The 15,059-nt window shown below is 62.9% G+C and carries 13 protein-coding genes; 2 read left to right on the top strand and 11 right to left on the bottom strand.

The annotated features are described in order from the left end of the window. Positions 1 to 110 precede the first annotated feature (110 nt). The 11 genes from BLU85_RS09185 to tssB all read right to left on the bottom strand — a co-directional run bounded on the left by BLU85_RS09185 (position 111) and on the right by tssB (position 12,980). Positions 111 to 647, bottom strand: a complete 537-nt coding sequence (locus tag BLU85_RS09185; RefSeq protein ID WP_092198073.1) for a toxin-antitoxin system YwqK family antitoxin — start codon at positions 645 to 647, stop codon at positions 111 to 113. Positions 648 to 660: 13 nt separating this feature from the next. After that, complete coding sequence (gene tssI, locus BLU85_RS09190) at positions 661 to 2,670, bottom strand: type VI secretion system Vgr family protein (RefSeq protein WP_092198076.1); 2,010 nt, start codon at positions 2,668 to 2,670, stop codon at positions 661 to 663. Between the two features lie 24 nt (positions 2,671 to 2,694). Continuing rightward, positions 2,695 to 3,339 carry a hypothetical protein gene (locus BLU85_RS09195; RefSeq protein WP_139207886.1) on the bottom strand — a complete coding sequence of 215 codons (645 nt, stop codon included), beginning with the start codon at positions 3,337 to 3,339 and terminating at the stop codon, positions 2,695 to 2,697. Between the two features lie 104 nt (positions 3,340 to 3,443). After that, positions 3,444 to 4,418: a hypothetical protein gene (locus BLU85_RS31120; RefSeq protein ID WP_092198082.1), complete on the bottom strand. Its 975-nt coding sequence runs from the start codon at positions 4,416 to 4,418 to the stop codon at positions 3,444 to 3,446. Then, a complete protein-coding gene (gene tssH / locus BLU85_RS09205; protein ID WP_092198085.1) occupies positions 4,415 to 6,958 on the bottom strand; it encodes a type VI secretion system ATPase TssH in 2,544 nt (847 codons plus the stop codon). The genes BLU85_RS31120 and tssH overlap by 4 nt, the downstream gene beginning before the upstream one ends. Position 6,959: 1 nt before the next feature. Then, on the bottom strand, positions 6,960 to 7,985 hold the full coding sequence (tssG, locus tag BLU85_RS09210) for a type VI secretion system baseplate subunit TssG (protein ID WP_092198088.1): 1,026 nt from the start codon (positions 7,983 to 7,985) through the stop codon (positions 6,960 to 6,962). Next, positions 7,949 to 9,742 carry a type VI secretion system baseplate subunit TssF gene (gene tssF / locus BLU85_RS09215; RefSeq protein ID WP_092198091.1) on the bottom strand — a complete coding sequence of 598 codons (1,794 nt, stop codon included), beginning with the start codon at positions 9,740 to 9,742 and terminating at the stop codon, positions 7,949 to 7,951. The genes tssG and tssF overlap by 37 nt, the downstream gene beginning before the upstream one ends. Then, positions 9,726 to 10,169, bottom strand: a complete 444-nt coding sequence (gene tssE, locus BLU85_RS09220; protein WP_092198094.1) for a type VI secretion system baseplate subunit TssE — start codon at positions 10,167 to 10,169, stop codon at positions 9,726 to 9,728. The genes tssF and tssE overlap by 17 nt, the downstream gene beginning before the upstream one ends. 13 nt (positions 10,170 to 10,182) lie before the next feature. Next, entirely contained in the window at positions 10,183 to 10,680 is a 498-nt protein-coding gene (locus tag BLU85_RS09225; protein ID WP_024617958.1) for an Hcp family type VI secretion system effector, read from the bottom strand. Positions 10,681 to 10,907: 227 nt separating this feature from the next. Further along, on the bottom strand, positions 10,908 to 12,389 hold the full coding sequence (tssC, locus tag BLU85_RS09230) for a type VI secretion system contractile sheath large subunit (RefSeq protein ID WP_060741946.1): 1,482 nt from the start codon (positions 12,387 to 12,389) through the stop codon (positions 10,908 to 10,910). A 30-nt stretch (positions 12,390 to 12,419) separates the two neighbouring features. Beyond that, a complete protein-coding gene (gene tssB / locus BLU85_RS09235) occupies positions 12,420 to 12,980 on the bottom strand; it encodes a type VI secretion system contractile sheath small subunit (protein WP_060741947.1) in 561 nt (186 codons plus the stop codon). Between the two features lie 224 nt (positions 12,981 to 13,204). Here tssB and BLU85_RS09245 point away from each other — a divergent pair, with 224 nt between their 5' ends. Then, a complete protein-coding gene (locus tag BLU85_RS09245) occupies positions 13,205 to 13,669 on the top strand; it encodes a type VI secretion protein (protein WP_092198100.1) in 465 nt (154 codons plus the stop codon). Positions 13,670 to 13,721: 52 nt separating this feature from the next. Further along, a complete protein-coding gene (gene tssK / locus BLU85_RS09250; RefSeq protein ID WP_092198103.1) occupies positions 13,722 to 15,053 on the top strand; it encodes a type VI secretion system baseplate subunit TssK in 1,332 nt (443 codons plus the stop codon). The last annotated feature ends 6 nt before the right edge of the window (positions 15,054 to 15,059 follow it).

Genomic DNA, 15,059 nt, shown 5'->3' on the forward strand with positions numbered 1-15,059 from the left:
TTGTGGGAGCGAGCCTGCTCGCGATGGCGGCGGCACAGTCACCATCGATTCAAGCTGATCCACCGCTTTGGCGAGCAGGCTCGCTCCCACAGGAAAGTCAGGGAACATGTTTAAGTCGGGTCATTCCAGCGCTTGAACCACCAGCGCAGCCGGGAGATCGGTTTGCCCTCGGCGTCCAACGGGCGGCCGTCTTCGGCGTAGGCTTGGGCCGGTTCCAGCAGTTGGCCGTTGAGGTAACGGGCTTCGACCGCCGGGTTGCCGTTGGGGTGCAGGCGGCGGTAGTGGCCGTCGCGCACGCCGTCGCGATAGACTTCGGCTTCGGCCAGTTGCCCGTCGGGGAAGTAGTTGTTGGCCTCACCGTGCAGCAACCCGCGACGGTACGTGGCCTGGCGTTGCAAGCCGCCTTCGGCCGCGTAAAAACTCGCCACGCCCTGCAATTTCCCCTTTATGAACGGCAGGACCGCAGAGACTTTGCCATTTGGGTGGTACAGGGTGCTGGTGCCCTGCAGTTCACCTTGGCTGTAGTTGAGTTTCGCCTGCGGGCGTTGAGCTTCTTCGATGTGCAGCGGGCCGTCGAGCCGACCATCGACCAGTTGCCCGTCCAGCCGGCTGTCGCCGCGTTCCAGGTCCAGTCTTTTCGTGGTCATCGCCGTGCTCCCGTCAGTTGACCTTCACCAGGCCACCCTTGATGGTCAGCATGCCGCCGCCGTCCACCGTCTGTTCGGCGGCCGCCTTGTTCACCAGGCTGATGCCGGCGTCGTTGGTCAGGGTGGTGCCAGCCTTGTTTTCCAATGACGTCCCGGCCTGGTTGCTCAGGGCCGTGCCGGCTTTCTGGCTGATGGACGTGCTGGCCTGGGCCGCCAGGTCCGCGCCGCTCTTGATGGCGAAGCTGCCGCCACTTTGCAGGGTCAGGGCACCGCTCACCTTGATGGTCAGGTTGCCGTCCACCGTCAGGCTGTAATTGCCGGTGACCTTGTGCTCATAGTTGCCGCCGGTGCTGTGGGTCTGGTCCGAGCCCACGGTGACGGTGCGGGTGTCCTTCACATCGAGGCTGTCGCTGCCGGTCTGGATGGTCACGCTGCGCTTGCCTTTCTCTAGGGTGACGGTTTCGTCGCCGTCCTTCACCGTGCGGGTGCGGGCGTTCTGCACCGTGAGGGTTTCGTCGTGGCCGACGGTGGCGGTGGTGTCGTTGAGCACGTTGATGTTGAAATCCTTTTGCGCCTGGAGGAACACCTCTTCGGCGTCCTTCTTGTCTTCGAAGCGTAACTCGTTGAATCCGCCGCCGCCCTTGGACGAGTTGGTCTTGATTCCGGATTGGGTCTGGTTCGCCGGCAGCGCGTAGGGCAGGGCGTTGTCACCGTTGTAGACGCAGCCGGTCACCAGTGGACGGTCCGGGTCGCCGTCGATGAAGGTCACGATGACTTCCTGGCCGATTCGCGGCACGAACTGCATGCCAAAGCCCTTGCCGCTCCAGGGCAGGACCACGCGCACCCAGCAGGAGGAAGCCTCGTCGTTCTTGCCGGTGCGGTCCCAGGGGAACTGCAACTTGATCCGCCCGTACTCGTCGGTCCAGATTTCTTCACCGGCCTTGCCCACCACCACGGCCGTCTGGGTGTGCATGCGCGGTTTTGACGTGATGCGGGCCGGTCGATAAGCGGTGGCCTTGGGGATCGCTTCGAAGCGATTGCGGTAGCTTTCATGGCTGGCTTCGTGGCTGACCGAGGTCACCACCCAATCGATATTCAGCGTCGTGTCTTCATGGCCGGCGAGGGTGAACCAATACCCCGGCACCAACCAGCGACAGTCGCTCTCGCCGACAAAACGTTTCTCCTGGCTGCGCAGGCCGTCCACCCGCTGTTTGGTCAGTGCATCGCCCTGGGCCTTGGCGTTGTAGCCGCCCGGATGTTCGTACATCGAGTTGGGTCCGGCCACGGCTTCGGCCTGGCTGAAGAGCGATGTGGTCGGCGTGGTGAATTCATAATCGGTGGCTTGGTAAACCCCGGCCACCGCCTGCAGGAACACCTGCCCTGAGCGGATGCCGTGCAGTTCTCGCTCACCCATTTTCTGCCCGAGATAATTCACCGTCGGCCCATTGGGGATGGGCGCGAAGGCGTCGTTGCTGTCGGCCAGGACCAGCGTGTGCTTGCCTTCCTCGTGGGTGAAGAACCAGAAGATCCCGTCCTCTTCCAGCAGGCGCGAGACGAAGGCCAGGTCGGTTTCGCCGTATTGCACGCAATATTCACGGGGGGTGTAGCTACCAGTGAGTTTGAGTTGGAAATCGGTGAAACCGTGGGCCTTGAAAATCGTGGTGACGATGTCCGAGGTGGCAAGGTTCTGGAACACGCGGTTGTTGCTGGCAAGGCCCAGCCACCAGAGCCAGGGGCGCAGTACCAGTTGATAGCGCTCGGCGGTGGCGTCGGCGGGCAGTTGGCGGATTTCGGCGACGAGTGCGTCCAGCGGGCGGAGCATGGCGTCATTGTGCAAGGTGGCAGTGACATGGGTGGCGATAGCGGGGGCCAGGGTAAGACTGGTGCCGTCGTTGAGGCCATTGAGCACATACTGGCCGAGATGGTTCAGGGATTCGTCGCCGCAAATGGATTCTGGATACAGCGCCGCCAGGGTAGAGGCTGTGAGGGACAGGCTGGTATTGGTATCAATGGCGCGTGGCATCGGTTGATCTCAGGCGGGTTGACGTCAGTACCACACGTAAGGGGAGTTGGCAGTATTGACCCAGATGCTGATCCCCAGATAATGATTGGTGCGCCCGCCATGGGGTGGGCCTGTGGTGATCGTTGCCAGTGGGTTCCAGGATTTACCGTCGGCCCAGTAAAGCCCTGCCCATGAACTGAATTCGGGTACGGCGACGTCCATGTTGTAGGCCGGGTCCATGACGTAATACTGACCGGCATCACGGCGGGCCAGCAAATAATGCATGCCACCTGGGACCGCGACCAACATGATCAAACGGGCATTGTTGTCGAAGTCTCGTTCGCGTACCCCTCTGGGCCAGCGGGTAACCCAGTTGGTCGGACTCCACAACTCCATGGAGTACTTTGCCCATTCGGGGGCGAACACTGCGGGTGATCCCAAGATAAGAATAGCCGTACGATAAGGTGATTCGATCACGCTGGCGCGAAAGCCGGCGTTTTTGAAATAACGGGCAATCTTGGCTGGAGCGCTGACCTCCAGTTGATTGAAGTCGCGGCTGACAGACGCAAAAATTTTCATTTCCTCGGACTCACCCGGGGCGCCGGCTTGATTGAACTCCGCCTCTGCAACAGCTGATGCAGCCGCACCGCATGACAGATCTTTACTTTGCAGTAGCGAGTATCGGGGCATGATAAGTGTTCCTGAGTCGATCGCTTGGAGAGATCAGATACGCGGCTCTTTACACTGACCGTACAGTAAAAGAACCGAGGTCTTATGTTCGATGTATTCGGTTGTCATGAGTGTTCGATTTCTTCTCGTTTGCGCGCAAAGTGACGAAGAGATTGACGCTGGTCGCGGGGAATGCTGCAGATTATTTTCGCACCTTTCCAGTACATGAAATCCTTGGCTGGGGATTTGGCAAATACATCTGGAGTGTTTGCCAGATTTGCTTGCCAGATATCGACGGCAGTGCCGAGCCCCGCGTCTATTTCTCCGAGAGTGCTGCCGATGCATACAAAATAATGGTCAAATTTCTTATTGCCCATGACGGCAATTTCGTAGGTGTCGAAATACTCATCATTGGTCAATGTAAAAAGCGCAGCTCCAGCACAACTGAAACAGCGTCCTTTTTTTGACTTGAATACCATACGCCCCAATTCTATCCAGTAAGCTGGGGCTTCCAGGGCATTGGTTTTGATACCGAGTTGCATCTTGATGACTGCTGCGGCCGATCCTTTTTGCATGGTGGTGGTGGAGTCATCGGCAGTATGTTCATAGCGACCATGTGTGCCGGTGGGGATGTCGGTGATTTTTATCGCTTTCCACGTATCCTGATATCTCATCAATTGCACAACGATATTGGATTTTTTTGGGGCGGATGAAGAGGCTATCGCCAAGGAGGATCCAGCGACGGTGATTGGCGTTTGCTGCCTCCTGACAGGGCGACGTTGGAGAGGGGTGTTTGATGGCTGAACGACCGGTTTCAGGTGTGCCGGTTCGACATCGCTGGCACCCACTTGTGCGTCCAATAGTGCATAAAGTGCAGAGCTTGTTTTTAACGCATCGAAAGCAACCATATAGAAGAAGGGCACCTGAGTTTTTCCCAAAAACCAGTCCACTGCCGCTTTGAGTTTGTCATCGTATTGATCCTCCCCCATTATTCGGCGAAGAATCATGGAAGCAGCTTTACTGGCGTCGCTCTTATTCCAGTGAAGCCAGATACCGTCCCAAGCTTTCAAGGCGTTCTCAACGGCTATTCTATATTTCATTCCAACACCCACTCCGCGAGTTTCCCTGTCACCTGTGTCATCAGCACATTCTCGACATCCCGTGCTCCAGCCGCGCTGCACTTGGCGAGTACGGCCTTGACGATCCCGGCATCGAATTCGAACTGCTTGCCAGTCGCCGCCTTGTAACGCCCACGCAATTTCTCCAGTTTCGCCAACACAATCCCCTCCAGCGTCGCCTCATCCAGTGGCCGATAGGCCACCACCGTCATGCGCGCCAGAAACGCCGGGCGAAACGCTTGCAGCAGCACCTTGTGCAAGGCTTCGTTGAAGGCGTCGCTGCCCAGTTGCGCCACCGGCGTGTCCAGCAGCAGTTCGGCGCCGACGTTGCTGGTGGCGAGCATCACGGTGTTCTTGAAGTCCACCACCAGGCCGGTGCCGTCTTCCATCAGGCCTTTGTCGAAGACGTTGTAGAAGGCTTCGAGCACGTCCGGGTGGGCCTTTTCGATTTCATCCAACAGCACCACGGAATAGGGTTTGCGTCGCACCGCTTCAGTGAGCACGCCACCGCTGCCATAGCCGACATAGCCGGGCGGGGCGCCTTTGAGTTGGCTGACGGTGTGGGCCTCCTGGTATTCCGAAAGGTTGATGCTGATCAGGTTGCGTTCGCCACCGTACAAGGCATCGGCCAGGGCGTAGGCGGTTTCGGTCTTGCCCACGCCGGTGGGGCCCACCAGCAGGAACACGCCGACCGGTTTCTGCGGGTCGGTGAGGCCGGCACGGTAGGCTTGCAGGCGTTGGGCGATGGTGTTCAGCGCCGTGCTTTGGCCCATGACTCGCTGGCCCATGCGCTGGCCAAGGGTGCGCACGGCGTGGGCTTCGTCGGCGAGCATCTTGCCCACCGGGATGCCGGTCCAGCCGGCGATCACCGCGGCGACGGTCTTGCTGTCCACCTGTTCGGGCACCAGCGGATCGTCCTGGCGAATGGCATCGAGGCCGGCTTCCAGGCGCAGCAGTTCGGCGGCCAGGTGGTCGATGCGGTTATCGATCTCGGTGTCGGCTTTTTCGCTGTCGGCCCGTTCGCTCAGGGCCAGCAGTTCGCGGCGGGTATCGAGCAGTTCGCGTACGGCTTCGCGCTCTTCGCCCCAGCGGGTTTCCAGCTCACGGATGGCCTGCACATTGCTGGTCGATTCGGCCTCCAGCAGGGTGATGCGCTCGCGGTGATCCAGGCCGGTGGCCTGTTCGCGGCGCAGGCGTTCGACTTCATCCTTGAGGCTGTTCTGCCGGTGGAGCAGGCTTTCCAGCGGCGGCGGCACATCGTGTTGGCCGAGGGCGACCCGGGCACAGGCGGTGTCGAGCACGCTGATGGCTTTGTCCGGCAACTGCCGCCCGGAGATGTAGCGGTGGGACAGCTTCACCGCCTCGTGGATGGCGGCGTCCAACACTTGCACGCCGTGGTGCTGTTCCAGTTTGCTCGCCACGCCCCGGAGCATTTCCACGGCGGTGAGTTCGTCCGGTTCTTCGACCTGCACCAACTGGAAGCGGCGGGCCAGGGCCGGGTCTTTCTCGAAATATTTTTTGTATTCCAGCCAGGTGGTGGCGGCCAGGGTGCGCAATTCGCCCCGGGCCAGGGCCGGCTTGAGCAGATTGGCCGCATCGCTGCCGCCTTCCGCACCGCCGGCGCCGATCAGCGTGTGGGCTTCGTCAATGAACAGGATGATCGGTTTTTCGGCGCTGCGTACCGCGTCGATCACGCCCTTGAGGCGTTGTTCGAATTCGCCCTTGACCCCGGCGCCGGCCTGTAACAGGCCCAGGTCGAGGACGCGCAGGGTGACTTCCTGCAACGATGGCGGCACATCCCCGGCGGCGATCCGCAGGGCCAGGCCTTCCACCACGGCGGTCTTGCCGACACCCGGCGCGCCCACCAGGATCGGGTTGTTCTGCCGGCGCCTGAGCAGGATGTCGATGCACTGACGGATTTCGCCGTCGCGGCCGACGATGGGGTCGATGCGACCGTTCCGGGCGTCGGCGGTCAGGTCCTGGGTGTACTGGTCCAGCACCGGGTCCTGTTTCTGTGGCGCCTCGCCGGGTTTGGCCGGGCGCACGCCGCCGACATGTTCGCGGGAGCTTTCGGTCCATTCCAATAGCTGGGCGCGCAGGGCGTCGCGGGGAATGCGCAGCAACGACGAGGCGCTGTTGAGCAGCAGGCTGCGGCGCTCATCACGGTCCAGCAGTGCCAGCAGCAACAGCCCGGAGCGGATGCTGTCCAGGCCCAGCACACTGGCCTGGACCACGGCATCTTCCAGCAGGCCGATGGTGTGCGCCGACAGGGCGGGCGTGCGGGTGCTGCCGGATTTGAACAGGTCCAGGGCCTTGTTGGTTTCCGCCGCCACTGCGTCACGTTCCAGGCCGAAACGCGGCAGCAGGCAGGCGAAGTCACCGCCCTCGATATCGAGCAACTCCAACAGCAGGTGTTCGATTTCCACGTAGTGGTGGCTGCGCTGCATGCAGCGTTGCGCGGCCCGTTCCAGGGCGCGGCGGTTGTCCGGGTTGAGGCGTCCGATCAGGCTGGCCAGTTCCATTTCAGGCGATCTCCGGCTGGCGAAGGCGGGTTTCGATCCGTTGCACGGCCAGGCTTGGCTGGCGTTGCAGGCCAGCGTTCCAGTTCAACCGTGGCGCTGCCTGGCGACCCAGTTGCAGCGGGCCGGCACCGCGGACCAGCAGCACCAGGGTGCAGTCCAGGTCAGGGCCGAAGTACAGGGCGTAAAGGCTGGCGAGCAGCGGATGGGTCTCGCCGGTGGGCAGCAATCCGCTGGCCTGGGCCGTGCTCAGGGGGCCGAGGGTCATGCGCACGCCGGCATGTTCGTCCCAGACCCGGGTGCCGGCCACCGCGTTGCGGCCCAGGCGCAGGTTGCGCCCGCCCGGTTGCAGGCGGCTGCGACTGGCCGGCGGGATTTCACGCCAGCCGCCTTCGTAGGCGCTCAGTTCCACGGGCAAGCCGAACTGCTCGCGAACAATCGCCGCGAACCCGTCCAGGGAGCGCCGGCCATCGGCGTACAGCGCGGCGCAGGCCAGGACCGCCGAGTCGGGGGCGGCCTGGCGCTCCTGCAAGGCCTTGGGCAGCAGGCCGGTCAACGCACGCAGTTGCGCGTGTACGGCGGACGCGCCTGGGGCGGTGAAGCCGAGGGCGATACGATGTTTGCGCATCACCTTGTACAGCAGGCTGAGCAGGCGATGCTGGAACAGGTCGAGGAACTGCGCCGGGGCGTGATCCTTCGCCCGCGCTCGCTGTTGCAGCCATTCCTGGTAGGCGTAGGGCAGCGGGCCGTCGGGGCCGCCGAGGCCGAAGATCGGTGTGGTCAAGGTGGGCGGCAAGCCGGGTTCGTAGTCCAGGCTCTCGACTTCACTGGCGGCGAACAGCGGCGTCAAGGGCCCGCGCAGGCGCAAGGCCTCGGCGTGCGGCGCGGTGCCGCTGCCCAGGGGCTCGGCCTGGGGGTGTTCGCGTTCGAGCAACAACAGGGCCTGGAGCCATTCGAAGCGTTGCGGGTCGCGTCGCAGTCGCTCGCTCAGGTTCAGAGCACCAGGGGTTTGCCGGCTTGGGGTTGCCATGTCTTCACCTCCTTGTCGGACTGGACCAGCACCGTGCGTACGAAGCGGTTGGCAGTGGCGTAAAGGGAAAAGAACTGCGCCAGCACACCGGAGAAGAGCACGGCACTGCTGCCGACAAAGTGTTGCGGATCCAGTTGCAGGCGCACCTCCAGGCCGTTGCGCCAGCCGCGCCAGGCATCTTCGCCGACATGGGCGATGACGCGCTCGCAGCCCAGTCCGGCGACCCCTTCGATCTGGCGGTGGGCGCTGGCCTCGTCCCGCAGGTTGTGCAATTGGAGAATTTCACGCAGTGCGTCCAGTGCCTGGGGACCTTCGACCAGTGACAGATGGTTGAGGGTCAATTGCGACACCAGCCGCCAGCGCGATTCACCGTCCAGGCGCGGCAGGCTTTGCGGGCTGGGTGGGTTGCGCAGGCGTGCCCAGGCCACCGGTCCCGGGCGCTCGAAACCCAGCGGCGTACCGGCCGGCAGGCTTTGGGCCAGGTGGCGGTTGGTGCACAGCAGTTCGGCGGTGAGGCTGTAGTCGCGGGTGTCGGCCAGCGGGTCGAACCGGGTGTTCACCAGACTGACCATCAAGTCGGTGCCCAGTCGGTTCGGGCTCATGCCGCTGACCCGGCGCGCATGCCAGTAGCAGGTTTGGTCGCTGCCATGCTGGCTGCCGTAGTAGGCCGGCACTTTGCGCACGCCCTGGCCGGAGATGGCGCGCATGCCCCGGATGCTGTGGATCTCGACGCTGTTTTCCCGGTGACTGTCGGCCACCAGCCGGTACTCGCTGCGGGTGCCATCCGGGCGCAGCGGCTCGGACGTGCGGGGGAACAGGTTGATCACCGGCGTGCAACCGAGGGCGATGTCGCTGGCCTGGAGCGGCAGGCGACTGCTGGGCGCCCGGTCGTCGAACACGATGTACAGGTACAAGGCCTGGCTGTCGCTGGTGGCGCCGGCCAGGGGCAGGTCGAAGAAACCGAATTTGTCCGGAAAGGCAAAGTACTCGGCCAGCAGACGCATGCCAGGGTGCACGCCGTCCTCGTCCGGCAACAAGACCTGGTCGCTGGCGAAGCCGACGATCTGCGGCAAGCCGGCCAACGGCTCGGGCACGCTGCCCGGCGCGCCGGCCAGGACCTTGATGGCGTGGGCACCCAGCAAATCGTACAGCCCGGCGTTGATCATCGGTGACGCCGCCAGGTGCACCCGCAGCGATTCGATTCCCAGCGTCGACCACTGGCTTTCCCCCAGGCATCGCAATTCCACGCGCAAGGCCGAACGGGCCTGGACCACCCCGGTCAGCGCCTGGGTTTCATCGCTGCCCAGCAGCAGCGCTTCGCTGACGTGGACTGGCCACAGATGCACGGCGGCCGTGGTGCGGAAATGAATGCTCTGGCCTGTGTCGGTGGTGACGAACAGCGGTGTGTCGCGGGGCAGCGGGTAACCCTCGTTCAAGTTGCCTTTGCTCGGGTCGGGCTCGAATTGCACGATGGCACACGACGGCAAGGGCCGCATGGCCAACGGGTAAAGCTGTTCGAGCAGGGCATCGCTGAATTCGGCGTAGTCGTCGTCCAGCCGCCGTTGCAAGCGCGCGGCCAGCAGGGCGAACCCTTCCAGCAGGCGCTCGACGTGGGGGTCGGGGCATTCGCCGGGGGACAGTTCCAGGCGCCGGGCGACCTTGGGATAACGCTCGGCGAACAGGCTCCCGGCGTGACGCAACCAGGTCAGCTCGCGTTGGTAGTAGTCCAGCAGTTGCGGGTCAATCGAGTCGCTCATGGCGTACCTCCAGGCCGTCGCCGGCATGCTCGATGACAAAGGCCACGGGCCAGGCGTGCAGGTCGCCGCGCAGTTCGCCCGACAGCCGTATGCACAGTTGCTGTGGATGGCCTGGCACCGGGCAGACCTGGACCTCGCCCAGGCGCAGGCGAGGTTCGAAGTGGGTGATGGCCTGGCGGATTTCCCGGGTCAGTTGGCGCCGGTCATCGCTGCGCTGCTGTTGCAGCGCGGTCCAGTCGGCGATGCCGTAGTCGAGAATGCTCGGTGGTTCGGTCAGCGCCCGTGGACCGCGTCGGGTATTGAACAGGCGCGACAGTTCGGCATGCACCGAGTCTTGCAACGCCTGTCGGTCGAACGCCCGCCCGGTGTCGTCCGCCGGGCTGGCCAGGCGTTCGAACAGGGGCGGGCGCAGCCCGAAGCCAGCCATGGGCGCGGCGGCCTTACTTGGTCATTTTGTTGGCGGCCAGGTCCCAGGTCGTGCCCGCCGTGCCTTCCTTGGTGCCGTCGTCTTTCTGCGCGGTGAGCTCCCATTTGATCTTGGTGAAGTTCAGCGACAGGGTTTCCACCGGTTTGCCGCCGGTGCCGCCGCTGACACTGACGTTGGACAGCACGACGTTGGTCAGGGTGTAGATGATGAAGGGCATGAGTTTACCGCTGCCTTCGGCGGCGTTGCGGCCGATGGTGATGACGGCTTGCGGGATTGGCTTGCCGGCGCAGCAATACTCATTGAGGGAGGGGGTGGAGCTGTCGACGAATTTGGTCAGGGTGAATTCGCCGATGTGGGGCCGGCCGGAGGTACGCTCCGAGTTGCTGACGTCGTTGGTGACCTGCATTGCCACGTTATGGCTGTAGGACATGACCTCGATCTTGTCCGTGAACCCCTCCAGCAGGCTGTCGCCCTTGATGTCGCCGCCGAGGTCGAGAATGATTGCATCCATTGTGTGGAACTCCTGAAGAAGACAAGTAGGTGGTACCCGATACCCCTAGAAACGAATGCCGAACCCCTGTGGCGAGGGGGGTTATCCCCGCTGGGCTGCGCAGCAGCACCTTGAGCAGTCAGCTTAATCTGCCGGATACACCGAGTGGCCGGTATTTAGGGCCGCTTCGCGCCCCAGCGGGGATAAATCCCCTCGCCACAACAGTGTCCTCGCCACAAGTTCAACCGTCAGGCAGCTACCGGCGGCGGCAGGGTCGCCACCAGGCGGATCGAGGCGGTCAACTCCTCCAGTTGGAAGTGCGGCCGCAGGAATACCGTGGCCTTGTAGGCGCCGGGCTTGCCGGCCACCTCCGTCACGTCCACCCGGGCTTCGCGCAATGGGTACTGCGCCTTGATCTCTTGCGGCGCGTTGTCGTTGATCAGCACGTAGTCGGCAATCCAGTTGTTGAGGTAGGTCTGCACGTTGTCGCGGGTCATGAAACTGCCGACCTTGTCGCGCATGATCACCTTCAGGTAATGGGCAAAACGCGAAGCCGCGAGTACATACGGCAACATCGCCGAGATCCGCGCGTTGGCGTTGGCCTCGTTGGTGTTGTAGACCTTGGCCTTGTTGGTGGTCTGGCCGCCGAAGAACACTGCCACGTCGCTGTTTTTCTTGTGGCACAGGGAGATGAAGCCCAGGTCGTTGAGTTCTTTTTCACGGCGGTCGGTGATCGCCACTTCGGTCGGGCATTTGAGCGACAGGTCCCCGGAGCTGGTGCGGAAGGTATGGGCCGGCAGGCCTTCGACCGCGCCACCGCCTTCGGCCCCGCGAATCGCCGCACACCAGCCATATTTGGCGAAGGCTTCGGTGATGCGTTGCGCCAGCGTCCAGGCGGCATTGCCCCACAGGTACTTGCTGTGGTCGGTGCCGTTGACGTCTTCGACGTAGTTGATGCCTTCCACCGGCAGCGTGTCCGGGCCGTAGGGCAGGCGCAGCAGGAAGTGCGGCAACACCAGGGACACGTAGCGCGAGTCTTCGCTTTCCCGGAAGGCGCGCCACTTGATCAGCTCCTGGCTCTCGAAAATCTTCGACAGGTCCCGGGGGATTGCCAGTTCGGTGAAGCTGGTCATGTCGAACAACCGCGGGCTGGCGGCGGCAATGAACGGGGCGTGCGCGGCGGCGGCGACGTTCGAGAGTTTTTCCAGCAGGCCGATGTCCTGGGGATGCCGGCCAAAGGTGTAGTCACCCACCAGCAGGCTGAACGGATGCCCGCCGAAGGTGCCGTATTCTTCCTCGTAGATTTTCTTGAACAGCGCGCTCTGGTCGAATTCGACGGCTTTTTCCAGGTCGTTCTGCAGTTCTTTCTGAGTGACGTTGAGCAGGCGCAATTTCAGCCGGGTGCTGGTTTCGGTGTTTTGCACCAGCAAGTGCAGGCCGCGCCAGGAGGCTTCGAGTTTCTGCAGGTCGGGATGGTGCAGCACTTCGTTGAGCTGGGCGCTGATCAACTCATCGATCTGGCTGATACGGTCGTTGATCATCGCCACCGTATCCTTGTCGATGGCCATGCCTTCGTCGAGGACCTGGGTGGCGAATTCGGCCAGCATGTCGCGGGCGTAGTCTTGCTGGCTGTCGTCGTGGGCCATGCGGCCTTCGGCGATGATCTTGTCCAGCAGGGACAGGGTCTGGGTCGTGCTCTCGCTGGTTTGAGCGCTGGATGAAGCGGGCATGGCGGTATCTCCCTTGAATGATGCGCGCGATCAGGCCTGTGGTTCGGCCGGGGCAGGGTCATCGTTGGCGGCGACGGTCGGCAGCTCCTGCGTTGCGTCCTGGGGCCGGGCCGACTTGATCTCTTGCAGGCCTTCGGTGTTGGCGATCACGTCACGCAGCAATTTGTCCAGGTCATCGTTGCCGTCGAGCTTGGTCAACAGATCTCGCAGGCGTTGGCGCGCCTCGAACAACCGACGCAACGGCGTGACCTGCTCCACGACCTTGACCGGGTCGAAGTCGTCGATGTGGCGGAAGTTGAGTTCGATGTTGAGCTTGCTGTCGTCGCCGCTGAGGGTGTTGTTCACCTGCAGCGTGGCGCGGGGGGAGATGGAGGCGAGCACCTCGTTGAAATTGTCCCGATCGATTTCCGTGAAGCGCCGCTCATTGAGCTTGGGCAGTGGGTCCAACGGCTTGCCCGAGAGGTCGGCCAGAATGCCGACCACCAGTGGCAATTCTTTTTTCTCGATGGCGTTGCCGATTTCCACGTCATAGGTGATCTGGACGCGGGGAGGACGGACTCTGTCGAGCTTGTGCTGGGTACTTTCTGCCATGGCGGCCGACTCCGATGCATGTGTGGGAGCAATGCATCGGGAGTCCCGCTCATCGCATTCCCTTGCTGATCAGCAGGTTGCAAACGGGCGGCAGGAAACCTGTCATTCCCTTGACGAACCTGGTCCATTCAACCGCGTGGGTCGAACTACCCAAGACGCTAGAACAGGTCTATAAAAAAGCAAGCAAAAACAATTTTTGACCGCTGAGAAAAGGAAGATTCATTTTGCGTGGCTTTTTTTATGGATTTTTTTTGAGCCTGGCACTCACCGGTTGCTCGTTCTTTGCTCCCAGTGTCGACCTGGACAGCCTGACCCTTGACGTCGCGCCCCGGGCCAATGACGACACGCCGATCGCGGTGGATTTCATCGCGGTGAACGACCCGGACCTGCTCAAGCAGCTGTCGGGCATCACCGCCAGCCAATGGTTCGCCGAGCGCGAACAGTTCCAGCGCGACTATCGTCAACTCATGTCGGTGTGGGGGCTGGAGCTGGTCCCGGGGCAATTCATCGACCGCCAACCCTTCCCATTGGAGGGCCGGCGCGCCGCTGGACTTTTGGTCTTCGCCAGCTATAACACTCCCGGAGCCCACCGGCTTCGGCTGGACGATCAGCGCAAGGCCTGGCTGAAGTTCAACAGTCGCGAGATGACCCTCGTCAACGATGGCCAGCGTGATGACCGTCAACCTTGAGTAAACCGCGGGCCGCCATGGGCGGCGGCATTGGGATGTCGAAGGGAGTCGTATGAGTCTGTTACCTGACGCGGTGTGCTGGCATGAGGGCATGCAATTGCTGCCCCAGCATTTTCAATTGCAGGGGCTGCGTGCAGAGGCCTTGGCCGCGCATTTCGCCGGGGCCTGCAACCCTTGGTTCTGGGGCGTCAGCCAGTTGGACGTCGACCCGTCGGCCCTCAGCGCCGGCCAGGTACGCCTGCTGCAACTGCAAGGCACCTTGCCGGACGGCTTGCCGGTCAATCTGCAGGCTGGCGTCGGGCCGACCCTGGAACTGGACATCACCGAGGCCATCGACAAGACCGCCGATGCCACCGTGACCGTGTACCTGGCCGTCAGCCCACTGTGGCGCGCCGGGCAACTGCTGCCGCTCAAGGGCCGTTTGCAGTCGGTGGTCGGCGAGGCGTTGCCGGACCTCACCAGCGGTGAGTTTCCCGAATCGATCACGGTCTGGCGACCCAACCCGAGGTTGTGCACACAACTGAGCAAGGCCGATTCGATCTGCCTGCCGTTGCTGCGCATCCGCAAGGAGGGCGGTGGCTTCTGGCGCGTACCTTACACGCCACCAACGCCGGTCCTGTTGCCGGAATCGGTCCTTGGCCGGCGGGTCGCCGGGGTGTGTGCCCGGGCCCGGGAAAAGTGCATGTTCCTCGCCGGTCGCTTGCGTCAGGCCCAGGCGGCCGGCAACCAGGACGATGCCATGGAGATCCGCCGGCAATTGACCGCCTTGTGGGCGCGCTTGCCGGAAGTCGAAGGGTTGCTGAACACCCGCGTGGCCACGTCCCAGGCACTCTATGGTTTGCTGCTGGGGCTGGCCGGGAGTTGGTCGGCCCTCGACCCGCTGGCGGGCGTCCCGGCCTTCGCACCGTTGGATTTTCTCGAGTTGCAGCGTGGCTACGAGCCGTTGCTGGATTGGCTGGAAACCACCCTGGAGCTGGTCCGTGCCGGCTATCGCAGCCTGGCCTTCGAGCGCAACGAGCAGGTCTTCTCCATCCAGTTGCCGGACGACCAGCCGGATCAACGCCTGGTGATCGGCCTGCGCATGCCCAACGGTGCCAGCGAGCAGGCGGCGGCCGACTGGTTGCGCGGGGCGATCATCGCGTCGGCGCGGCACGTTCCGCTGCTGAGCCGGCAGCGCATGAGCGGTTTGCCCCACCAGGCCATGAGCCGTAACGAACAGGTGGCCTACAGCGTCGGCGACGACACCCGTTTGTTCGTGGTGGCCGCCAGCGGACAATGGTTCGACGGGCAATTACCGCTGCACATCGTGGCGCCGGCATCGGCCCAGGCCAGCAGCCCGTGGCAAGTGGTGTTGTTCGTGGCGCAAGCCAGTGATAGTGCCTGATCGCAA

The sequence above is a fragment of the Pseudomonas sp. NFACC14 genome, assembly GCF_900106885.1.
In the GTDB taxonomy this organism is placed as follows: Bacteria; Pseudomonadota; Gammaproteobacteria; order Pseudomonadales; family Pseudomonadaceae; genus Aquipseudomonas; species Aquipseudomonas fluorescens_AA.

Bases quoted from the DNA above. Each gene is read 5' to 3' on its own strand.
- BLU85_RS09185 (WP_092198073.1), bottom strand. From the start codon at position 647: ATGACCACGAAAAGACTGGACCTGGAACGCGGCGACAGCCGGCTGGAC.
- tssI (WP_092198076.1), bottom strand. From the start codon at position 2,670: ATGCCACGCGCCATTGATACCAATACCAGCCTGTCCCTCACAGCCTCT.
- BLU85_RS09195 (WP_139207886.1), bottom strand. From the start codon at position 3,339: ATGCCCCGATACTCGCTACTGCAAAGTAAAGATCTGTCATGCGGTGCG.
- BLU85_RS31120 (WP_092198082.1), bottom strand. From the start codon at position 4,418: ATGAAATATAGAATAGCCGTTGAGAACGCCTTGAAAGCTTGGGACGGT.
- tssH (WP_092198085.1), bottom strand. From the start codon at position 6,958: ATGGAACTGGCCAGCCTGATCGGACGCCTCAACCCGGACAACCGCCGC.
- tssG (WP_092198088.1), bottom strand. From the start codon at position 7,985: ATGGCAACCCCAAGCCGGCAAACCCCTGGTGCTCTGAACCTGAGCGAG.
- tssF (WP_092198091.1), bottom strand. From the start codon at position 9,742: ATGAGCGACTCGATTGACCCGCAACTGCTGGACTACTACCAACGCGAG.
- tssE (WP_092198094.1), bottom strand. From the start codon at position 10,169: ATGGCTGGCTTCGGGCTGCGCCCGCCCCTGTTCGAACGCCTGGCCAGC.
- BLU85_RS09225 (WP_024617958.1), bottom strand. From the start codon at position 10,680: ATGGATGCAATCATTCTCGACCTCGGCGGCGACATCAAGGGCGACAGC.
- tssC (WP_060741946.1), bottom strand. From the start codon at position 12,389: ATGCCCGCTTCATCCAGCGCTCAAACCAGCGAGAGCACGACCCAGACC.
- tssB (WP_060741947.1), bottom strand. From the start codon at position 12,980: ATGGCAGAAAGTACCCAGCACAAGCTCGACAGAGTCCGTCCTCCCCGC.
- tssK (WP_092198103.1), top strand. From the start codon at position 13,722: ATGAGTCTGTTACCTGACGCGGTGTGCTGGCATGAGGGCATGCAATTG.